The organism is Gordonia mangrovi (assembly GCF_024734075.1).
Lineage (GTDB): Bacteria > Actinomycetota > Actinomycetes > Mycobacteriales > Mycobacteriaceae > Gordonia > Gordonia mangrovi.
On the sequence record NZ_CP102850.1, the window covers coordinates 3,234,086 to 3,254,041 of the forward strand.

Annotated in this window: 20 protein-coding genes; 12 read left to right on the plus strand and 8 right to left on the minus strand. The window is 64.1% G+C overall.

Translation table 11 applies throughout. The annotated features are described in order from the left end of the window. Window positions 1–73: 73 nt before the first annotated feature. Window positions 74–1,222 carry an acyl-CoA dehydrogenase family protein gene (locus NWF22_RS14655; protein ID WP_160903654.1) on the minus strand — a complete coding sequence of 383 codons (1,149 nt, stop codon included), beginning with the start codon at window positions 1,220–1,222 and terminating at the stop codon, window positions 74–76. Between the two features lie 136 nt (window positions 1,223–1,358). Continuing rightward, the gene (locus NWF22_RS14660) at window positions 1,359–2,252 is read right to left on the minus strand and encodes an enoyl-CoA hydratase (protein ID WP_160903653.1); all 894 of its coding nucleotides are present in this window, start codon (window positions 2,250–2,252) and stop codon (window positions 1,359–1,361) included. 138 nt (window positions 2,253–2,390) lie between these two features. Here NWF22_RS14660 and NWF22_RS14665 point away from each other — a divergent pair, with 138 nt between their 5' ends. Together NWF22_RS14665 and NWF22_RS14670 are read left to right on the plus strand one after the other, a co-directional pair. Next, window positions 2,391–3,164: an SDR family oxidoreductase gene (locus NWF22_RS14665; protein ID WP_160903652.1), complete on the plus strand. Its 774-nt coding sequence runs from the start codon at window positions 2,391–2,393 to the stop codon at window positions 3,162–3,164. A gap of 40 nt (window positions 3,165–3,204) precedes the next feature. Continuing rightward, window positions 3,205–3,663: a MaoC family dehydratase gene (locus NWF22_RS14670; RefSeq protein WP_160903651.1), complete on the plus strand. Its 459-nt coding sequence runs from the start codon at window positions 3,205–3,207 to the stop codon at window positions 3,661–3,663. 84 nt (window positions 3,664–3,747) lie between these two features. On the opposite strand, the gene NWF22_RS14675 is transcribed toward NWF22_RS14670, so the two are convergent. Then, entirely contained in the window at window positions 3,748–4,512 is a 765-nt protein-coding gene (locus NWF22_RS14675; RefSeq protein WP_160903650.1) for a crotonase/enoyl-CoA hydratase family protein, read from the minus strand. Window positions 4,513–4,514: 2 nt separating this feature from the next. Next, the gene (locus NWF22_RS14680; RefSeq protein WP_160903649.1) at window positions 4,515–5,687 is read right to left on the minus strand and encodes a thiolase family protein; all 1,173 of its coding nucleotides are present in this window, start codon (window positions 5,685–5,687) and stop codon (window positions 4,515–4,517) included. A gap of 200 nt (window positions 5,688–5,887) precedes the next feature. Between NWF22_RS14680 and NWF22_RS14685 the strand changes: the two genes are divergently transcribed. From NWF22_RS14685 to NWF22_RS14700, 4 genes are all read left to right on the plus strand, one after another. Next, window positions 5,888–6,352, plus strand: coding sequence for a Zn-ribbon domain-containing OB-fold protein (locus NWF22_RS14685; protein ID WP_160903648.1), 465 nt, complete (start codon window positions 5,888–5,890; stop codon window positions 6,350–6,352). Then, window positions 6,352–7,497 (plus strand): thiolase family protein, encoded by a 1,146-nt coding sequence (locus tag NWF22_RS14690; RefSeq protein WP_160903647.1) that lies wholly within the window; start codon window positions 6,352–6,354, stop codon window positions 7,495–7,497. The genes NWF22_RS14685 and NWF22_RS14690 overlap by 1 nt, the downstream gene beginning before the upstream one ends. 292 nt (window positions 7,498–7,789) lie before the next feature. After that, window positions 7,790–8,557 carry an SDR family NAD(P)-dependent oxidoreductase gene (locus NWF22_RS14695; RefSeq protein ID WP_160903646.1) on the plus strand — a complete coding sequence of 256 codons (768 nt, stop codon included), beginning with the start codon at window positions 7,790–7,792 and terminating at the stop codon, window positions 8,555–8,557. 39 nt (window positions 8,558–8,596) lie between these two features. Then, the gene (locus tag NWF22_RS14700; RefSeq protein ID WP_160903645.1) at window positions 8,597–9,859 is read left to right on the plus strand and encodes an acetyl-CoA C-acetyltransferase; all 1,263 of its coding nucleotides are present in this window, start codon (window positions 8,597–8,599) and stop codon (window positions 9,857–9,859) included. A gap of 107 nt (window positions 9,860–9,966) precedes the next feature. Here the strand turns inward: NWF22_RS14700 and NWF22_RS14705 are convergent, their stop codons facing one another. Together NWF22_RS14705 and NWF22_RS14710 are read right to left on the minus strand one after the other, a co-directional pair. Further along, a complete protein-coding gene (locus tag NWF22_RS14705) occupies window positions 9,967–10,758 on the minus strand; it encodes an acyl-CoA thioesterase (RefSeq protein WP_160903644.1) in 792 nt (263 codons plus the stop codon). A 52-nt stretch (window positions 10,759–10,810) separates the two neighbouring features. Next, window positions 10,811–11,926 carry an acyl-CoA dehydrogenase family protein gene (locus NWF22_RS14710; RefSeq protein ID WP_160903643.1) on the minus strand — a complete coding sequence of 372 codons (1,116 nt, stop codon included), beginning with the start codon at window positions 11,924–11,926 and terminating at the stop codon, window positions 10,811–10,813. A gap of 99 nt (window positions 11,927–12,025) precedes the next feature. Here NWF22_RS14710 and NWF22_RS14715 point away from each other — a divergent pair, with 99 nt between their 5' ends. Continuing rightward, window positions 12,026–12,841, plus strand: a complete 816-nt coding sequence (locus NWF22_RS14715; RefSeq protein ID WP_160903642.1) for an enoyl-CoA hydratase/isomerase family protein — start codon at window positions 12,026–12,028, stop codon at window positions 12,839–12,841. Between the two features lie 136 nt (window positions 12,842–12,977). Next, window positions 12,978–13,730, plus strand: coding sequence for a FadR/GntR family transcriptional regulator (locus NWF22_RS14720; protein WP_160903743.1), 753 nt, complete (start codon window positions 12,978–12,980; stop codon window positions 13,728–13,730). 86 nt (window positions 13,731–13,816) lie between these two features. Here the strand turns inward: NWF22_RS14720 and NWF22_RS14725 are convergent, their stop codons facing one another. Beyond that, window positions 13,817–15,058, minus strand: coding sequence for a CaiB/BaiF CoA transferase family protein (locus tag NWF22_RS14725; protein WP_160903641.1), 1,242 nt, complete (start codon window positions 15,056–15,058; stop codon window positions 13,817–13,819). After that, the gene (locus NWF22_RS14730) at window positions 15,055–16,281 is read right to left on the minus strand and encodes an acyl-CoA dehydrogenase family protein (protein WP_160903640.1); all 1,227 of its coding nucleotides are present in this window, start codon (window positions 16,279–16,281) and stop codon (window positions 15,055–15,057) included. The genes NWF22_RS14725 and NWF22_RS14730 overlap by 4 nt, the downstream gene beginning before the upstream one ends. Window positions 16,282–16,381: 100 nt before the next feature. On the opposite strand from NWF22_RS14730, the gene NWF22_RS14735 reads away from it, so the two are divergent. From NWF22_RS14735 to NWF22_RS14750, 4 genes are read left to right on the plus strand one after another with little or no spacing between them, the layout of a single operon-like run. Then, window positions 16,382–17,173, plus strand: coding sequence for an enoyl-CoA hydratase/isomerase family protein (locus tag NWF22_RS14735; RefSeq protein WP_160903639.1), 792 nt, complete (start codon window positions 16,382–16,384; stop codon window positions 17,171–17,173). 44 nt (window positions 17,174–17,217) lie between these two features. After that, on the plus strand, window positions 17,218–18,138 hold the full coding sequence (locus NWF22_RS14740) for an amidohydrolase family protein (RefSeq protein ID WP_160903638.1): 921 nt from the start codon (window positions 17,218–17,220) through the stop codon (window positions 18,136–18,138). Between the two features lie 36 nt (window positions 18,139–18,174). Beyond that, window positions 18,175–19,068, plus strand: coding sequence for an SDR family oxidoreductase (locus NWF22_RS14745; protein ID WP_160903637.1), 894 nt, complete (start codon window positions 18,175–18,177; stop codon window positions 19,066–19,068). 2 nt (window positions 19,069–19,070) lie between these two features. Then, a complete protein-coding gene (locus NWF22_RS14750) occupies window positions 19,071–19,946 on the plus strand; it encodes an enoyl-CoA hydratase-related protein (protein ID WP_160903636.1) in 876 nt (291 codons plus the stop codon). Window positions 19,947–19,956 lie beyond the last annotated feature (10 nt).

Here is a 19,956-nt window from a genome sequence, read left to right on the forward strand (position 1 = left end):
CGGCGACGTTGCCGAGCCGTTGGTCATACCGGGCCGTCCGGCGACTGTCGTGCGTGGTGTTTGGGACACCCGTCTAGAAGCCGAGTTTGCGCCCGATGATATCGAGCATGATCTCGTTGGTGCCGCCATAGATTCGCTGTACGCGGGCGTCGCGCCACAGGCGCGCGATCTCGTACTCGTTCATGTATCCGTAGCCGCCGTGCAACTGGAGGCAGCGATCGATGATCCGCCACTGGGTCTCGGTGGCCCACCACTTTGCGCCCGCCGCTTCCTCGGCGGTGAGCTCGTTTGCGTTGACCGCCAGGATGCATTGGTCGATGTAGTGCTGCATCACGTCGACCTCGACGTGCATCTGCGCGAGTGCGTGCCGATTCACCTGGAAGTTCCCGATCGGCTCCCCGAACGCCTTGCGCTCATGCGCGTAATCGGTGGCCAGCTTCACCGCGCGACGAGCCTGAGCCGCGGCGTGCACTGCGATACCGAGGCGCTCGGCCGGCAGGTTGCGCATCAGGTGGTAGAACCCGCGGTTCTCCTCGCCGAGGAGGTTGGTGACGGGCACCCGGACGTCTTCGAAGAAGAGTTCGGCGGTATCCGCGGCCTTCTGGCCGATCTTGTCCAGCTTGCGACCGCGAGTGAAGCCCTCCATGCCGGTTTCGACGACGATCAGACTGATCCCCTTGTGGGGCTTCTCGGCATCGGGATCGGTCCGACACACGACCACCACGAGATCGGCGAGCAGCCCGTTGGAGATGAACGTCTTGGACCCGTTGACGACATAGTGGTCACCATCCCGACGGGCCGAGGTCTTCACATTGGCCAGGTCCGATCCGGCGCCGGGCTCCGACATGGCGATCGCCGTGATGTATTCACCGCTGATGTACTTGGGCAGCCACCGCGCCTTCTGCTCATCGGTGGTGAGGTCGCGGAAGTAGCCCGAGAGGATGTCATTCTGGACGCCCAGTCCGATACCGACCGCGCCGGTCGCGTGATACTCCTCGTTGAGGATCGCGTTGAAGCGAAAGTCCTGCATGTCGGCGCCGCCGTACTCTTCGGGCATCTCCCACCCGAGCAGGCCCAACTTGCCGGCCTTCAACCAGGCCTCCCGGTCGGCGTAACCGCGCTCCTCCCATTCTTCGACGTGCGGTACGCACTCGGTCTCGAAAAATGCGCGTGCGGTGGACCGGAATTCGTCGTGTTCGGGTTCAAAGATCTTTCGTTCCATGGCTCATGCCTCCGATGAGTGTTGGTTGCGTTGCCGCGCGCAAACGCGGCCAATTAGTCTAATACGTTAGCTGATTAAGGGGGATCGATCCAGACCCGTTCTCGGGCGACTGGGGCGTCGTGTGCCGATACGAGGGTTATGGCTCATCGCGTCGGCTCGGGCGAATGGGGCCGGCTGCGCGCCAGTCCTCTATGTCGGGGCCCGGCTTTGCGGCCGGGAACTTGTCGTCGTGCAGTGCGGTCCAGTGAGCGTGGCCCAGTTGGTGGAGGTAGAAGCTGTGTTTGAGGGATTCGGAGAATCCCATGGCGTCGACGGCGTCGTTGACCGAGTCCTTGATCAACAAGCGAGCCATCGCCGGGCGATGTGCGATTCGCTCGGCAAAGGCGAGTGTGCGCGTCGCGAGCTCGTCGTCGGGGAAGACCTTGGAGACCATGCCGAGCCGGTGCCCTTCCTCGGCATCGATCGAGTCGCCGGTGAGAAGCAGTTCCTTCGCCTTGCGTGGGCCGAACTCCCATGGATGGGCCAGGTATTCGACACCCGGCATCCCCAGTCGATTCGCAACGATGTCGGCGAATGTGGTGTTCTCGGACGCGACGATCAGGTCGCAGGCCCACATCAGCATCAGGCCGGCGGAGATGACGTTGCCGTGCACCTGGGCGATGGTGATCTTGCGTAGATCGCGCCAGCGCCGAGTGCAGTCGAAGTAGTAGTGCCATTCCTGCAGGGTTCGGCGTTCGACGTGGGACTGCGCGGTGCCGCCGTCGATGCGGAAGGTGGGATGCTGACGGGGTCCGGGCAGCTCTTCGTCGGCCGCTACCTGCGAACCCATGTCGTGTCCGGCGGAGAAACTCTTGCCGCTGCCGGCGAGGATGATGACCGCCACCTCGTCGTCGCGCTCTGCCCGGCGGAGTGCCTCGTCGAGTTCGACCAACATCCCGCGATTCTGGGCGTTGCGTGCTTCGGGTCGATTCAGGGTGATCCGCGCGATGCGTCCGTCACTCAGACGTTCCTCGGTGATGTATTCGGGCACTTGTTGTTCCTGGCTTTCCTGTCGTCGGTGACCGTCGGCCGTCTCGGGTCGCGGCTCGGGGTTCCATCGGCTACGTCCAGGTTGTATAGTACAATTAATTAGTGAATTAGGCCATGATTCGTTGGTGAAAGGGAGAACATGAGTAAACTTGACGGAACCGTTGCGCTGGTCACCGGTGGCGCCGGTGGCCTCGGCGAGGCAGTCGTACGTCGCTTCCACGACGAGGGGGCCTCGGTCGTCATCGCCGACCTGGCCGATGAGCGAGGTGAGAAGCTGGCGAACGAGCTCGGCGACTCGGTTACCTATGCGCGAGCCAGCGTTCTTGAAGAAGCCGACCTTCTCGCCGCCATCGAACTCGCGTCCTCGAAGGGCGATCTGCGTACCGTCGTTGTCTCGCATGGTGGCTGGGGCGTCACGGAGCGGATCGTCTCGCGCGATGGCACCCCAGCTCCCTTGGAGAACTTCTCCAAGACCCTCGACCTCTACCTGTCGGGTACCTACAACGTCGCCCGACTTGCTGCGGCCCATATGTCGAAGCTGCCGGAGCAGGAGACAGGCGAACGTGGCGCGATCATCACGACCGCTTCCATCGCAGGCTACGAGGGGCAGATCGGTCAGGCCTCCTATGCCGCGGCAAAGGCCGGCGTCATCGGTTTGACGATCGCCGCGGCCCGCGACCTCAGTGCCACCAAGGTCCGATACAACACGATCGCCCCGGGTACGATGCGTACCGCCATGATGGAGAGCGTTGGCGAGGAAGCGCTTGCGCAATTCGCGAAGAACGTCCCGTTCCCCAAGCGGCTCGGCGACCCCTCCGAGTTTGCCGACGCCGCGCTCTTCCTGGCCACCAACGGCTATGTCAACGGTGAGGTGATCCGACTCGACGGCGCGCAACGGTTTGGTCCGAAGTAAGCCGAACGGTCCACCGCACGACACCTAGGAAGGGCAATTTATGCGAGTATTCTCATCCGCTGACGACCTGCGTGCGGCCGTCGGCACCGAACTCGGTGTGAGCGACTGGGTGACCATCACTCAGGAGCAGGTCAACACCTTTGCCGACGCCACGAATGATCACCAGTGGATTCACGTCGACGTCGAACGGGCTGCCCGGGAGAGTCCATTCGGAGGGACGATCGCGCACGGATACCTCACTCTCTCACTGCTGCCGGGACTCGGTTGGACGATCTACACGATCGAGAACACCAAACTCGGCATCAACTACGGTTCCAACAAGGTGAGATTCCCCAGTCCCGTGCCGGTGGGTTCGGAGGTTCGACTCCGGTGCGTACTGAACTCCATCGACGAGGTCGGCGGTGGCGCGCTGCAACTCGCGGTTGGCCAGACGATCGAGATCAAGGGGCACGACAAGCCGGCCGTCGTCGCCGAGACCCTCAGCCGCATCATGTTCTGACCGTCCGAGTTCGTCGAACTACGCAAAACGACTCCGGGGCCATGCGATCCGCATGGCCCCGGAGTCGTTCGATCATGTCCTCGCTCAGGCGCCAGTCCACTGCGGCGCGCGCTTCTCGGCGAATGCCGCAGCGCCTTCGCGGGCGTCGGCGGACGAGAAGACGGGCACGATGATCTTGTCCTGACTCTCGAACATCGTTGCGGCAGGCCAGTCCTGGGATTCGACCATGACCTGCTTTGATGCGGCGACCGCGAGTGGACCATTCGCGGTGATCTCCTCGGCCAGCGCAAGCGCTCCATCGAACGCCGCGCCTGCCTCGGTGATCCGATTGACCAAGCCGAGTTCGTGAGCGCGGGTCGCCGGCATGTCCGCCCCGGTCAGGACCATTTCCATGGCGAACTGTCGCGGAATGCGTTGGGGGAGACGGATGAGCCCCCCGCCGCCGGCCACCAGCCCGCGCTTGACCTCTGGCAATCCGAATCGCGCGGATTCGGCTGCGACGATGAGGTCGGCGGCCAGAGCCAACTCGCAGCCGCCGCCCAGCGCGGGGCCCTCGACTGCGGCGATCAGCGGTTTGACCGGCCCTCTGCCGGTGAATCCCAATCCGCGGTCGCCCGCCAGGATGTCTTCGCCGCGGGCGAAGGCCTTCAAATCCATTCCAGCGCTGAACGATCCGCCTGCCCCATGAACAACGGCCACCGAGAGGCCGGGGTCGCTGTCGAGTCGATCGATCGCAGCAGCGAGACCGTGGCTCACCGCGCGGTTGATGGCGTTGCGTGCATTCGGCCGGTTGATCGTGATCGTCAGCACACGCCCGCGCTGCTCGACGATCACCTCGGGCTCACTCATGCTCAGAGGGCTTCGTAGATGGTCGCATTGGCGGTGCCGCCACCTTCGCACATGGACTGCAGTCCGTAGCGGCCACCGGTGTGCTTGAGGTGGTGGACGAGCGTCACCGCAAGACGTGCACCCGATGCGCCGAGCGGATGACCGAGCGCGATCGCGCCACCGAGCGGATTGAGACGCTTGCCGCTTGCGCCGGTCTCGATCTGCCAGGCCAACGGTACCGGCGCGAACGCTTCGTTGATCTCGAACGCGTCGATGTCGGTGATCGACAGGCCCGACCGCTTCAGGGCCAGTGCCGTCGCCGGGATGGGGCCGGTCAGCATCTTCACCGGATCGTCACCTGTCACCACTGCGGTGTGCACACGGGCCAGGGGCTTGAGCCCCAGTGAGGCGGCTTTCTCAGATGTCATCATGAGCAGTGCCGCGGCACCGTCGGAGATCTGCGACGCATTGCCCGCGGTGATCACACCGTCGGCCAGGAAGGGGGTTTTGAGCCCGCCGAGCTTCTCGACGGTGGAACCCGGCCGGATGCCCTCGTCGGCGGCAAATGCGGTGCCGTTCGCGCTGACGGTGGTGATCTCGTCCTCGAAGAGTCCGGTCTCACGTGCCTGGGCGGCCCGCTCATGCGATTGGACGGAGTATTCGTCGACCTGACTGCGTGTCAGCTTGTAGTCGGCAGCGATCTTCTCCGCGCCGGCACCCTGGTTGAATCGGCCGTGGAAGCCGGGAAAGCGGCTGAGTTCGTCGGCATAGCGGTCCACCGCCGGCCCACCCATCTCTCCGGTGCCCTCGACGCTGGCGGCGCCCATCGGCACATTCGACATCATCTCCACACCACCGGCGACGATGATGTCGGCCTGGCCCGACACGATGGTGGCGGCAGCGGTTGAAATCGCCTGCTGCGACGATCCGCACTGACGGTCCACGGTGAAGCCCGGGATGGCTTCGGGCCAGCCGGCGCCGAGCACGGCCATACGTCCGATGTTGCCCGATTGCTGCCCGATACTGATGACGTTGCCCCAGTGCACGTCCTCGATGAGATTGACATCGATACCCGATCGTTCGGCAAGGGCGGTGAGGATCTGGGCAGACAGGTCGACCGCGTGCACACCACTCAGCGCACCATTTCGTTTCCCGATAGGGCTGCGGACCGCTTCCACGATGACGGCATCGCGCATGTGATTCTCCTTCTTCAACGTCTGCGGCCGACCCGTGTCGGCCCTGGCGGCGCTCCAGTTGGCGACCGTCGCAGATCTAATAAGTACAATGCATTAACTAATAAGAGTCAACAGCGATGCACGCCGGGTTGACGAAGCGGTCGCGCCGAAGCTATAAATAGCTAGCTAATTATGCTGATTCGAGTTTGGAGGAGGGCGCTGTGGAGACCACGAGAACTCCCGTTGCGGAGGGGTTGTTCACCCGAGCGGACGGCGAGGCGCAATTGATTGCCTCTCGACGGTTGAGTGACGGTTCGGTGTCATTCCCCGCTGCCCCGGAGGGTGACGACGTCGAGACCATCTTGCTGTCTTCGACCGGAACGTTGTTCACCTGGACAACTCAGCAGTTCCCGCCGCCGTCTCCGCCGTACGCCGGCGTCGTCGACAAGACGTCGTTCGAGCCGTACGCGGTCGGATACGTCGAGTTCCCGGAAGGCGTCCTGGTAGAAGGCCGGCTCACCGTGCGCGACCCGGAACAGCTGACGATCGGTCAGGAGATGACGGTGGTTCTCGTGCCGTTCACCGTCGCCGGCGAATCGCCCCACGAGGTCGAGACGTTTGCGTTTGCCCCGGCGGGTGCACGTGATGAAGCAGGCGTGGATGCGGCAGAGACGGGAGCCCGGTAATGAAGAATGTTTCGATCATCGGTGTGGGCCTGCATCCGTTCGGCCGATTCGGCGACAAGCAAGCACTGGAGATGGGCCGCGACGCCATCAACCTCGCCTTGGCAGACGCAGGTATCTCCTGGGACCAGGTGCAGCGCGGTTTCGCCGGTAGCCATGAGGTCTCCAATCCCGACGCCATCGTGGGCAAGATGGGCCTGACCGGCATCCCCTTCTTCGGGGTGTTCAACGGCTGCGCAACAGGCAACACCTCGCTGACCATGGCCGCCAATGCCATCGAGAACGGCGAGGCCGACATCGCCATCGCGGTCGGTTTCGACAAGCACCCCCGTGGCGCGTTCGGGGGCGACCCGTCGGTCCTCGGGCTGCCTGCGTGGTACGGCGAAACCGGCCTGTTCCTGACGACGCACTTCTTCGGCATGAAGATCAACCGCTACATGAACCAGTACGGCATCACGCAACGAACCCTCGCCAGGGTCGCGGCGAAGAACTTCGGCAACGGAGCGCGCAACGAGAAGGCATGGCGTCGCACTGCGATGGACGAGGACGCGATCCTGGACGCGCCCTACCTCAACTATCCCTTGACGCAATACATGTACTGCGCTCCGAATGAGGGCGCTGCGGCCGTGGTCCTGTGCCGTCGCGATCAGGCCTCCAAATACACGGATCGGGCAGTTCACCTGCTGGCCAGTGAGCTCCGCACGCGTCGGTTCGGTGCGTTCGAGATGCAGAGCCCATCGCTGCCGGCCAACGGAACGCCCAGCCCGACGGTCGACGCGTCGCGCGCAGCCTTCGCCGTGGCCGGTGTCGGGCCGGAAGACGTCCACGTCGCCCAACTGCAGGACACCGATGCCGGCTCGGAGATCATTCACCTCGCGGAGAACGGTTTCTGCGCCGACGGCGACCAGGAGAAGCTGATCGCCGAGGGCTGGACGAATATCGACGGTGGACTTCCGGTGAACACCGACGGCGGCTTGATGGCCAACGGGGAGCCCATCGGCGCTTCCGGTCTGCGGCAGGTGCACGAGATCGTTGTGCAATTGCGCGGTGAAGCCGGTGAACGGCAGATCGCCGGGCCACACAAGGTGGGTTACACACATCTCTACGGCTCGCCGGGGACCGGCGCCGTGGCGATCATGTCACGCTGAGGTCGCACCAGCGAGTCCACGGACAGGTACGGTCGCGTTCCGACGTCGTTGATACGACGTCGAGCCGATCGCGATCGATGGGACGTGGGTGGGCTTGGTGCGGATGCACGCCCGTCGGGAACGGTGCTGTGCATCCTTCGGTGCGGGCAAGGTCGAGAACTCCGTGCGCCTCGCGACGTGGGATCGGACGGTGGCGAGCCCCGCGACTTGACCTTCGCCGTCAGCCGGGTTCGTGTTGTCAACACGGGCAGAGCTCGGTGAGGTGACCAGGTGGGAATTCGATGGAGGACGAATGAGTGACGCCCTGCAAGGACGCATAGCTTTGGTGACCGGGGCGGCCGGTGGCGGGATCGGCCAGGCGTTGGCCACACGGCTTGCCGCAGACGGAGCGACGGTGGTGGTCACCGATTCGCACGCCAAGCGGGTGGTGGCCGTCGCCGACTCCATCGCGGACACTTATGGCGGGCGCGCAGTGGCGAAGCAGCTCGACGTCGGCGATCGTGATCAGATCGTCGAGGTCGTCGAGTGGGTGGGCCGCGAGCTCGGTCCGATCTCCATCCTGGTCAACAATGCCGCGTACAACATCATGGGACCGATCTTCGATTACGACCCGGCTGATTGGGACCGTGTTCTCGCGGTGAACCTCAGCGGTCCGTGGATGCTGTCGAAGCTCGCGATGACGCAGATGCGAGATGCGAGAACCCCAGGGGTGATCCTCAACGTCTCGACGTATGCGCCGGACGTCGGTGGCGAAGGGATCGAGGCGCCGTATGCCGTGTCCAAGGGTGGACTCAACACATTGACGCGTGCCTGCGCACACGAGGGAGGCCCCTTCGGCATCCGGGTGAACACCTTGTCGATGGGCATGGTCACCGGCACCAGGTTCATCGACGCACTGCACCCGGATATGAAGGAGGGGGAGATCAAGAAATCTCCGCTGGGTCGACTCGCCACCGTCGAGGACGTTGTCGACGCCGGTGCGTTCTTGATCTCCGACAGCTCCGGGGCCATCACCGGCGAGATCGTCAACATCGCCGCCGGCATTCACATGAGGTACTAGGACCGCGAGACTCGCGGCAGCAACATAAGGAGAGTTCTCATGCCCGAAGCAGTCATCGTCGCGGCCGCGCGAACGCCGATCGGACGCGCGTACAAGGGGGCGATGAAGGACATGCGCCCGGATGATTTGGCCGCGCAAGCCATTCGGGCTGCGCTGGACCAGGTTCCCGCCCTGGACCCGCATTCGGTGCGTGATCTGATGCTCGGCTGTGGCGCGCCGGGCGGGGAGCAGGGATTCAACATGGGGCGGGTGGTGGCCACCTTGCTCGGTCTCGACGATGTGCCGGGTACGACGATCACCCGTTACTGCGCGTCGAGCGTCCAAACCGCACGGATGGCCATGCACGCCGTGCGAGCCGGCGAAGGCGACGTGTTCATCGCAGCCGGTGTAGAAGCCATCAGCCGTGGCCGCCTGGGACACTCGGACACGCCGCCGGTGGCCCCGGACGCAGATCCACGCGATCGCAGCCGCAACCCGTGGACCAATGCGCGTTTCGCGGATGCCCAGGCGCGTACACGATCACGTGCCGAAGCTGAGGTCGCCGACGAGTGGCGCGACCCGCGAGAGGCGGGTGAGCTTCCCGATGTCTACATCGCGATGGGGCAGACTGCCGAGAACGTCGCGCAGATCTGTGGGGTATCCAGACAGGAGCAGGACGAGTTCGCGGCGCGTTCCCAGCAGCTCTATGAACGCGCTGCCCAGACAGGTTTCTGGAAGCGCGAGATCAGCCCGGTCACATTGGCTGACGGTACGGTGATCGACGCCGACGAGAGCCCCCGAGCCGGTACCACCGTGGAGAAGCTCGCCGGGCTGGCTCCGGTCTTCCGTCCGAACGGCACCGTCACCGCGGGCAACGCCTGTCCGCTCAACGACGGTGCGGCCGCCCTGATCATCATGTCGGACGTCAGGGCCGCAGAACTCGGGCTCTCGCCGCTGGCGCGCATCGTGTCGACAGGTGTATCGGGACTATCTCCGGAGATCATGGGGCTCGGTCCCGTCGAGGCAAGTCGGGATGCGTTGCGCAATGCGGGACTGACGATCGGTGACATCGATCTCGTCGAGATCAACGAGGCGTTCGCGGCTCAGGTGATCCCCTCGTACAAGCAGCTGGACATCCCGCTTGATCGGCTGAACGTGAACGGAGGCGGCATCGCCGCCGGACACCCCTTCGGCATGACCGGTGCACGGATCGCGACCACCCTGATCAACTCGATGCGCTGGCATGACAAGCAGTTCGGGCTCGAGACGATGTGTGTGGGTGGTGGTCAGGGCATGGCCATGATCCTGGAACGACTGCAGTAGGCAGCCCGATACTTCAACGCAATCGACCCCCGGAGAACGACGTCCGGGGGTCGATTGGTGAGTGACGATGAAATGGGTACTGGTTTCAAGTGCGGCCGGGTGGTCCGTCAGCCGGACGTGATCGGCCGGACGAGTCCCTCTTGTGCGACCGATGCCACCATGAGTCCGTCCCGCGTGAAGATCGAACCGTGTGCCAACCCAAGGCCGTGGGAGGCCGCCGGCGTGGTCTGGTCGTAGAGAAGCCAGTCGTCTGCAGGCGTATCACGGTGGAACCACATGGCGTGGTCGAGGGAGGCGATCTGGTGGTCGGTGTGCAGGGTGTCGATCCCATGTGCACCGAGAACCACCGACAGGAAGCTCAGGTCGCTCAGCGCTGCCAGCACGCAGGCGCGGGCCAGTGCAGTGGGCGTGCCCGGCTCGTCCGTGCGCATCCACACCTGCATATGAGTGTTCGAGTCGCCGGCCGCGCGGGGCACCCGCCGTAGGTCCACCCACGGCCACTCTTGGTAGATGGCCGGTTCCGACTCGTACATGTCATGGACGCTGCGCAGGCCTTCCGGGTCTGGCGCGTCCGGCATCGGGATCTGGTGTCCCATCCCGGGTTCATGTGCGTGAAAGGATGTGCTCATCGTCAGGATGGGCTTACCCTGCTGGCTAGCGGTGACCACGCGTGAGGTGAATGATCGTCCGTCGCGGAGGGTTTCGACATCGTAACGGACCGGCGTGTCGACCCGGCCGGGTCGGAGGAAGTACGCGTGCAGTGAGTGTGGCGGTCGCTCGTCGGTGACGCCGTGTCCGGCGGCTGCCAGCGCCTGGGCGATGACCTGACCGCCGAACAGCCGTGCGAGATTGCTGTCCGGGAGAGCGCTCTCGAAGGTTGTTTCGCCATTCTGGGTCACCGAGAGTGCGTCCGCGAGGCTCCTGACCGGGGCGGCCGCGGGGTACTGGTACTCAGACACCGAGCTGAGCCGCGATGAGTGCGCGGTGATAGGCGGGCGTGCCGAAAAGACTGTGCGAGCCTCGGGCGCGTTTGAAATACATATGGGCGGTGTGTTCCCAGGTGAAGCCGATACCGCCGTGCAACTGGATACTCTCGGCGGCGATGTCATAGAACGCGGTCGAACAGTACGACTTGGCGATGGATGCCGCCACAGAGGAGTCGTCGGAATCGGATTCCAGCGCTGCCGTCGCGAAGTAGGCAGCCGATCGCGACGATTCGAGTTCGACGAGCATGTCGGCGAGCTTGTGCTTGACCGCCTGGAATGACCCGATCTGCCGGCCGAACTGCTCGCGTGTCTTGGCGTACTCGACGGTGGTCTCGAGCACTTGCGCCGAGCCTCCGACCTGCTCACACGCCAGCGCGATGGCGGCGACGCGCAGCACCTTCTCCAGAACTTCCCAACCGCTGCCGTCGGTGCCCAGCAACCGTGCCGGAGTGTCGGAGAACTCGAGTCGTGCTTGGCGCCGGGTCAGATCCAGCGTGGACAGATTGGTGGCGGTGAACCCGGGCGCGCCGGCATCCACGAGGAACAGCGATACCCCCGACTCGGTCCGAGCGGCGACGATGATCAGGCCGGCATCGGTGCCGTCGAGCACATAAGGTTTGACGCCGGTGAGGTGCCATCCGTCGTCGGTTGCCTTCGCTTGCAGCGTGATGCCGTCCTCGGCCCAGTTGCCGCCATCCTCGATGATCGCCACCGTCGCCACCGTGGTCCCCTCGGCGATGCCGGGTAGGTGATCCTTGGCGGCGGTTTCGTCGTTCGAGTACAACAGCGCGCTGGTGGCAAGTACAGCGGTCGACATGAGCGGTGCGCACAACAGTGCCCGGCCGGCTTCTTCGAGCACGATCGCGAGTTCACCGAACCCGAAACCCGCGCCGCCGTACTCCTCCGGGATCATCAGTGATTGCACGCCGAGTTGCTCGGCCATCTTCCGCCAGACCGCGGTGTCGTAGCCTTCACCGAGATCCATCTGGCGACGTACCTGGGATTCATCCGAGTGCGTCGCCATGAACTTCCGGACGACCGAGCGGAGTTCCTCTCGTTCAGGACTGGGGGTGAGGCTCATCGGTGCACTCCTTGTGAATCTCGTCAGGACGGTTGCATAAACAGTACAATAGGTGAACTAATTAAGGCAATTGTTGATCGACCATCGAGAGGCGGGAAAATGCCCGGAACCGCAACCAGTCCCACGTTCGACACGATCGAGGTGAAGTCCGACGGGTCGATCACCGTCGTCACGCTCAATCGGCCAGATGCGATGAATGCGGCAGATGCGGTCATGCATCGCGAGCTCGCCGAGGTGTGGGAAGCAATCGGTGCCGACCCGGCCTGCCGTGCGGTGGTGCTGACCGGCGCGGGGCGGGCGTTCTCGGCAGGCGGCGACTTCCCGCGGATGGTCGAGACGCAGGTGGACCAGGACGTTCAAGACGAGGTCTTCGCCGAAGCTCGTCGCACGGTGCATGCGATGGTCGAACTGCCTCAGCCGATCATCGCGGCGGTGAACGGACCGGCGGTGGGACTGGGTGCAAGCCTTGTGGCCCTGTGTGACATGGCGGTGGCCGCAGACACGGCATTCCTCGCGGACCCGCATCTGGGAGTCGGATTGGTGCCGGCTGATGGCGCCGCGCTGTTGTGGCCGATGACGATCGGACTGATGCGCGCAAAGGAGTACATCTTCACCGGTGCGCGTATCCCCGCAACCACGGCGAAAGAACTGGGCCTCGTCAACTCAGTCGTGCCCGCCGGCGAGGTGCTCGCGTCCGCGACGGAACTCGCCGAGCGTGTTGCCGCCCTCCCCATCCGGGCGGTGCGCGACACCAAGCGCCTGTTGAATGTCCACACGACGCGGGTGCTGACGGGGCTACTCGACCAAGCGCTGGCCTGTGAGCGGGCGAGCGTCAACTCGGTCGAACACGCCGAGTTGACCCGGAAACTGATCGAGCGCGCTGAGCAGCGTGCCGCCACCACAACGGCACAATGATTGTGAATCAGGCGATGCATCGAATCCGGCAGATCAATGCAATCATCATGGTCTTGGCTGATCAGCGGTGACGTCGCAGTCGGATATACTCGGCAACAATCGTAATGCTCGTATGGGAAAGTCGCGGAGGGGTGTCATGGCGGCAACAAATGGTTCGAGTGTCGTGCGCGTGCCCAAAGCGGGCGAGTTGGTCGCGGGGGAGTTGCGGCGACAGATAGTCACTGGCGAAATCAGCCCGGGCGACCCGTTGCCCAGCGAGACGGTACTCATGGAGCGCTACGGGGTGTCGCGGCCGACGATGCGCGAGGCGTTTCGCATCCTCGAGTCCGAGGCGATCATCACCGTATTACGGGGTGCCCATGGTGGCGCGCGTGCGCTCGCGCCGGATGCGTCCATCGCGGCACGCAACCTCGGCTTGCTCCTGCAGTTCCAGGGCGTCCCACTCGCCGATGTGTACCGCACCCGAACCGAGATCGAAGTCGCGTCGGTCCAGGCGTTGAGCGGAGTGTCCGCAAAGCGACTGGCGCCGCTCGTGGAACTGGTGGATCAGGCGGGCGAGGCCCTGGATGACCCGCTCGCGTTCGCTCGGATCGACACCCAAATACATCAGGCGATCGTCGATCTGTCCGGGTTGCGAACCCTCGCAGTTCTCGCCGGCATGTTGCTGAACATCATGGATGCCCACAACGATCTGTACATGTCGGTGCATGGGGCAGAAAATGAATGGCAGGCCGATCAGCATGCCTACCGCGCGTACAAGAAGCTCGTGATGCACCTGCGTGCAGGCGACGCCACGACAGCTGCCGAGGCGTGGCGCAGGCATCTGAAAAAGGTCGAGCAGCACATGGTCGGCGACTCCGATACGACCCTGGTCGAACTGCTGTCCTGACGACGCGGAATCCGGCGCACCTCCTCGAATGTCGAGTTGGGTGCGCCGGATTCATTTGGTGCGCATGTGCGTTGGTGTAGGTCGACTCAGACCGCCTTATTCGCGATCAGTTTGTCGATCTGCGTGTCGGTCATGCCGAGCTCACCCGCCAGGATCTCCCGGGTGTGCTCACCCAGCATAGGTGGCGTCCGGTATTCGTTGAGCGGCGTGTCCGACATCATGATCGGATTCCTCAGAAGATCGACGGTGCCCGAGACCGGATGATCCAGCCGCATCCGCATGTCGCGATGAGCAATCTGTGGATTCGCGAAGACACCGTCCATGTCGTTGACCGGGCTGACCGGGACCTCCTTGGCCTCGAGCGCCACCACCCAGTCGTGTGCCGGCCGTGCACCGAATGCGTTTCGAAGCGTCTGGAGAACGAGATCACGGTTGGCGATCCGGGCGGACACAGTACCGAACCTCTCGTCCTCCAGAAGGTCGGGACGTTCGATGACCTCGGTCACGCCCTGCCACTGCTTGGGTGTACTGGCGACGAGGAAGAACTCCTCACCGTCCGAGCCGGTAAAGGTCTGTGAGGGAATCCCGCCGAACCCGCCGTTCCCGCGGCGCGGAGCCGCAACACCGGAGACCAGGTAGTTCTGTGCGTAGTGCGACAGCGAGGCGAGCCCGCAGTCGAGCAGCGAGATGTCGATGTGCTGGCCCGCGCCGTCGCCGTGGTCACGGCTCCACAGCGCTGCGACGATTGCGTTCGACGCGTACAGGCTGGTGAGCACGTCGACCATGGACACCCCCATCTTCATCGGTCCGGCACCGGGTTCGCCGTCGGGGATGCCGGAGACACTCATCATCCCGCTCATCGCCTGGAAGATGCCGTCGTACCCGGGCCGCCGCGCGTAGGGGCCGTCCTGTCCGAAACCGGTGATCGAGCAGTAGACGAGGCGGGGGTTGTTCGCGCGGAGGGATTCGAAATCCAGTCCGTACTTGGCCAAGACCCCGGTGCGGAAGTTCTCGATGAGGACGTCGGCGTCAGCCGCCAGTCTCCTGATGACGTCGGCGCCTTCCGGCGTCGAGTGGTCGACGGTGATGGATCGCTTGTTGCGGTTGCAGCTGAGGTAGAACCCGGCTTCGTCGCTCTCTTCGCCGTTCTCATCGGTGAGGAAGGGCGGACCGTAGCTACGGGAATCGTCGCCGGTGCTGGGACGCTCGACCTTGATCACGTCGGCCCCGAGGTCGCCGAGCATCTGCGCGGCGAGCGGGGCCGCGAGGATGCGGCTGAGGTCGAGAACCTTGATTCCACGCAGCGGCGGATGGTTGGTATTGCTCATCGCACTGCCTCCTTGGTGACACGCGGCTCGCGGGGAAGCCCGAGCACGCGCTCGCCGATGATGTTCTTCTGAATCTCACTGGTACCCGCGTAGATGGACTCGGCCCTGGCACGAACGAACGCGCGGCGTAGCGTCTCGGCTTCCTCGTCGGGGCCGGAGCCCCACTCGCTCCCGAGCCATCCATCGGTGTCGAGTATGTCCATCGCCAGTTCGGTGAACTGCTTGTGCCATGTGGACCAGTAGTACTTGCCGATCGATGCTTCGGGCCCGAATTCGCCGGCGCGCAGGGCGTTGTCGAGCGTCCGTTGGTTGTTGTAGCCCATGATCTCCAGGCCGATGATCGAATCGACGATACGGTCACGGATGATCGGGTCACGACCGGCGCCACGCCGCGCGGCAACCCGCCGCAGTGACTCCATCTCGCGCCGAAACGAGAACTGGTAGTTGAGTACCGAGGTGGCCCGCTCGTGGCCGAGCGTGGTCATCGCCGCCTTCCAGCCCTCGCCGATCGGTGCCAACACGTTGTCGGTGGTGGTGCGTGCATTGTCGAAATAGACCTCGTTGAACCCACTGTCGCCCAACATCGTGCGGATCGGTACGACACGTACACCCGGCTGGTCAAGTGGAATCAACATGTAGGACAGACCGGAGTGGCGAGTCGAACCGGGCTCGGTGCGCACGATCGCGAAGATCCAGTCCGCATGGTGGGCAAACGTCGTCCAGATCTTCTGCCCGTTGATCACCCATTCGTCGCCGTCGAGCCGTGCACGCGTGCTGATGGCGGCGAGGTCGGAACCGGCACCGGGCTCGGAATAACCCTGACACCACACCACCTCACCCCGCGACATGGGCAGCAACAATCGCTGCTTCTGCTCAGGCGTCCCGTAGTGCAGCGCCGTCGGGGCCATCAAGGTCTCGCCGTGGAATGCGGCGCGTGGTGGTGCGCCCGCGTTGGCGTACTCGAGGGCGAACAGGATTTCCTGCGACATGGTGGCGCCGCGCCCGCCGTATTCGACCGGCCAGGAGAGGCCGAGCCAGTTTCCCTCGCCGAGCTTGCGCTCCCACGCGCGGCGCAGTTCCCAATTGTCGTCATCGTCAGGGCCGCCTCGATGGCTCTGACCGACGAACTCGCCGGTCAGGTTTTCGGCCAACCAGTTGCGCAACTCATCGCGGAATTCTCGATCGGCCGCGGTGAGTGGCAATGCGGTGCCGCTGTCGGTCATGGCTGTTCCTCTCTCGGCTGCCGTGAGCCTGTTGGCATCTCTGGCGATCTATAGTACAAATAATTAGCGAATTAAGCGATATGCGCGAGGAGGTGAATCCGTGTCAGATCTCGAGTGGTCAGTCGCCGATGGTGTCGCCATCATCCGCTTGAACCGGCCCGAACGACGCAATGCATTCACGCTGGACATGGTGCGGGAGTGGGCTGAGTACCTGCGACTGGCGCGAACCGACCCGGACGTCCGGGTAGTGGTCCTCACCGGCACGGGAAACAAGGCGTTCTGCTCGGGAGTTGATCTCTCCAGCATCTCGAACGCCAATCCACATCTGACTCCGCTGGAGCGTAAGTCGCAACTGCACGACGAGATCCATCGGGTCGCGTTGGAATTGGAGGCGCTCGACAAGCCGGTCATCGCGTCGATCAACGGCGCCGCAGTCGGCGCCGGGCTCGACATGGCACTGATGTGCGACCTGCGCGTCGCTGCGCGCAGCGCGAAGCTGTCCGAGGGGTACGTGAAAGTCGGCCTGACACCCGGTGACGGCGGCGCCTACTATCTGCCGCGTCTGGTCGGCACGTCGAAGGCGCTCGAACTGCTGCTGACCGGCGATTTCATCGACGCCGACGAGGCGCTCCGTATCGGCCTGGTCAACCGGGTGGTCGACGATGACGACCTCGCCGACGCGACCCGGGCCCTTGCCGCCCAGATCGCGGCCGGCCCGCCGGTCACCATACGGATGATCAAACGTGCCACCTACCAGTCCGCAAACATCGATCTGCGGACGGCTCTCGATCTGATCTCGTCGCACTTCGCGGTGGTCGCCGCCACCGACGACGCAGCTGAAGCGCTCTCCGCGATGTCGGAGAAACGTACTCCCAATTTCACCGGTCGATAGGCGGCCGTGGCCGCAACCGGACAACCCCAGGAAGCAGGTGCTCGATGACCTCCACGGTGTCTGACCCGACATCCGACGATTCGACGACCGCGGAAACCGAACCCCGCGTGTTCGATACGTGGATCAACCTTCCCTACGCGCCCGGCGAGGTCGTGCCCGACCCGTCGGTGGTGCAGCGATTCAAACGCGGCGACAGTGCCTATGAGGGCGGTCAGTCCATGGCCGATGTCGTTGCCGAGATGGATCGTCTGGGCATCTCGGGTGGTGTGCTCACCAAGTATCCACGTGATATCACCCCCCCGTTTGTGCACGGTATCCAGAGCGGTGAAGAGGTCGTGCGCAACGCGTGCGAGCGACTGGCCTCGATCCAGGCGGAGTATCCCGGACGGTTCGTCACCGCCGTCGGAATCGATCCCCGCCTCGCCTATGACGCGGCGAAACTGGTGCGGATCGCGGTACGCGAGTACGGCATCAAGTGCATCCGCGTATGCCCGATGTTCACCGGCATCCCGATCGACGACAAACTCGCGTATCCGATGTACACGGCGGCCTGTGACGAAGGTGCAGTGATGACCTTCAACGTGGGGGCACCGGGCCCGATGAAGCCGGCGAAGCTGCAGCGCACCATTCTCATCGACGAGGTGGCACTTGCGTTCCCCGAACTCAAGATCGTCATGACTCACATGGGCGACCCGTGGATCAGCGAGACCGTCGCGATGCTGATCAAGCATCCCAACGTGTTCGCGATGACCTCGGGCTGGGCGCCCAAGTACATTCCGGAGGAGATCTGGAATGTGCAACGCAAGCGCAACAACACCAAGCTCATGTGGTCCTCGGACTACCCGATCCTGCCGTTCGAGCGCACCATCAACGAAGGACGCGCTATCGACCTGCCGGCCGAATCGCGGGCAAACTTCCTCGGACTCAACGCTCTTCGCGTATTCGGCGAACCGCCGGCCGCCTGACTCATCGACCAAACACACTGACTTACGGGAGACACAATGGGATTGCATGACGGAAGGGTCGTCGTCGTCACCGGCGCTGCGGGTGGAATCGGGCGCGAGCACGCACTTTCCTTCGCTCGCGAAGGAGCCAAGGTCGTCGTCAACGACCTCGGACCGGCACAGGAGACCGTCGACGAGATCATCGCCGCCGGCGGCGAGGCCGTCGCCAACAACGATGACATCTCCGATTGGGACGGCGCCGCACGACTGATCGCCACGGCACTCGACACCTTCGGTGATCTGCACGTTCTGGTGAACAACGCAGGCATTCTGCGGGACAAGATGTTCGTGAACATGGACATGCAGATGTGGGACGACGTGATGCGCGTACACCTGCGCGGCACCTTCTGCCCCACGAAGCATGCGGTGAACTACTGGCGTGAACGGCACAAGGCCGGACAACCCGTCGCGCACCCGCGAATCATCAACACCTCGTCGCCTTCAGGTCTCTATGGCAACGTCGGGCAGTCGAACTACGGTGCGGCCAAGGCCGCAATCGCGGCGTTCACCGTCATCCTGGCCGACGAATTGGGTCGTCTCGGGATCACCGTGAATGCGATCGCGCCGAGTGCACTGACCCAGATGACCGCCGGCCTCGATCAGTACGTCGCGAAGATGGAAGAGATCAAGGAACGCACGGGGTTCGATGCCGGATCCCCTGCCAATATCGCGCCGCCCGTGGTGTGGTTGGCCTCGCCGGAGGCGGTTGGTATCACCGGACGCGTTTTCAACGTCAAGGGCGGGCTCATCGGAGTCGCGGAGACCTGGGTTGCCGGACCGTCCGAGGAGAAGCTGTCGCAGTGGGCTCCCGGCGAACTCGGTGAGGTGATCCCGAAGCTGGTTGCCCAGGCGCGGCCCAACTCCGACGGCTCAGGCCAACCGCGGAGCTGACAATGGCCGCTGTCAAGTCAACCTCGGACAACGCGACGCCTGTTCACGGGATCAGTGTCGAGCGCTCCGGTGCGGTAGCCACCGTTTGGCTCGACCGACCCGACCGCGGCAACGGCTTCATCTCCGACATGCAGATCGAATTACATGATCGGCTGGCCGAACTGGATGCCGACAGCGGCATCCGGGCGATCGTGGTGACCGGGCGTGGACGATTCTTCTCCACCGGTGCGGACATGGAGCCCGGCGGAGCGAACTTCGCGTTCGATGCCGAGCACACAGCCCGCGCCCGCAACATGATGGCCGCGCGGCCGCGGCCGTGGAAGCTTCGCACTCCGATCATCGCCGCCATGAACGGCTCGGCGGTCGGCCTCGGTCTGACCTTCCCGCTGCAGTGGGACATCCGAGTGATGAACGAGACGGCGAAGTACGGATTCGTCTTCACCAGGCGGGGACTCATCCCCGAACAGAATTCGCTCTGGCTGCTGCCCAAACTGGTCGGCTTGTCCACCGCGATGGACCTGCTGCTCACCGGGCGACTGTTCAGCGGGGCCGACGCCAAGGTCATGGGCCTGGCGACCGAAGCGGTTCCGGCTGAGGAAGTGCTGCCGCGGGCGCTGGCGATCGCGGATGAGATCGCCACGCACACCTCACCGCTCGCTGTCGGGTTGACCAAACAACTGGCCTACGAGATGCTGCAGGCCACCGACCGGGAAGCCGCATTCCATCGTGAGTGGGAGATCTTCCGGTGGATGGGACGTCAGCCGGACTCGGCCGAAGGCGTCGCCTCGTTCATCGAGAAGCGACCGCCGCAATTCACCGGCGACAAACACGCCGCACCTCCCGAGGCGACCGAACTGTGGGAGGCACCGGATGTCTGAGTTGAGGAGT

What these genes read in the sequence shown, in the direction of transcription:
- NWF22_RS14655 (WP_160903654.1), bottom strand. Translation starts at nt 1,222, where the DNA reads ATGGAACGAAAGATCTTTGAACCCGAACACGACGAATTCCGGTCCACC.
- NWF22_RS14665 (WP_160903652.1), top strand. Translation starts at nt 2,391, where the DNA reads ATGAGTAAACTTGACGGAACCGTTGCGCTGGTCACCGGTGGCGCCGGT.
- NWF22_RS14670 (WP_160903651.1), top strand. Translation starts at nt 3,205, where the DNA reads ATGCGAGTATTCTCATCCGCTGACGACCTGCGTGCGGCCGTCGGCACC.
- NWF22_RS14675 (WP_160903650.1), bottom strand. Translation starts at nt 4,512, where the DNA reads ATGAGTGAGCCCGAGGTGATCGTCGAGCAGCGCGGGCGTGTGCTGACG.
- NWF22_RS14680 (WP_160903649.1), bottom strand. Translation starts at nt 5,687, where the DNA reads ATGCGCGATGCCGTCATCGTGGAAGCGGTCCGCAGCCCTATCGGGAAA.
- NWF22_RS14690 (WP_160903647.1), top strand. Translation starts at nt 6,352, where the DNA reads ATGAAGAATGTTTCGATCATCGGTGTGGGCCTGCATCCGTTCGGCCGA.
- NWF22_RS14695 (WP_160903646.1), top strand. Translation starts at nt 7,790, where the DNA reads ATGAGTGACGCCCTGCAAGGACGCATAGCTTTGGTGACCGGGGCGGCC.
- NWF22_RS14700 (WP_160903645.1), top strand. Translation starts at nt 8,597, where the DNA reads ATGCCCGAAGCAGTCATCGTCGCGGCCGCGCGAACGCCGATCGGACGC.
- NWF22_RS14710 (WP_160903643.1), bottom strand. Translation starts at nt 11,926, where the DNA reads ATGAGCCTCACCCCCAGTCCTGAACGAGAGGAACTCCGCTCGGTCGTC.
- NWF22_RS14715 (WP_160903642.1), top strand. Translation starts at nt 12,026, where the DNA reads ATGCCCGGAACCGCAACCAGTCCCACGTTCGACACGATCGAGGTGAAG.
- NWF22_RS14720 (WP_160903743.1), top strand. Translation starts at nt 12,978, where the DNA reads ATGGCGGCAACAAATGGTTCGAGTGTCGTGCGCGTGCCCAAAGCGGGC.
- NWF22_RS14725 (WP_160903641.1), bottom strand. Translation starts at nt 15,058, where the DNA reads ATGAGCAATACCAACCATCCGCCGCTGCGTGGAATCAAGGTTCTCGAC.
- NWF22_RS14730 (WP_160903640.1), bottom strand. Translation starts at nt 16,281, where the DNA reads ATGACCGACAGCGGCACCGCATTGCCACTCACCGCGGCCGATCGAGAA.
- NWF22_RS14740 (WP_160903638.1), top strand. Translation starts at nt 17,218, where the DNA reads ATGACCTCCACGGTGTCTGACCCGACATCCGACGATTCGACGACCGCG.
- NWF22_RS14745 (WP_160903637.1), top strand. Translation starts at nt 18,175, where the DNA reads ATGGGATTGCATGACGGAAGGGTCGTCGTCGTCACCGGCGCTGCGGGT.
- NWF22_RS14750 (WP_160903636.1), top strand. Translation starts at nt 19,071, where the DNA reads ATGGCCGCTGTCAAGTCAACCTCGGACAACGCGACGCCTGTTCACGGG.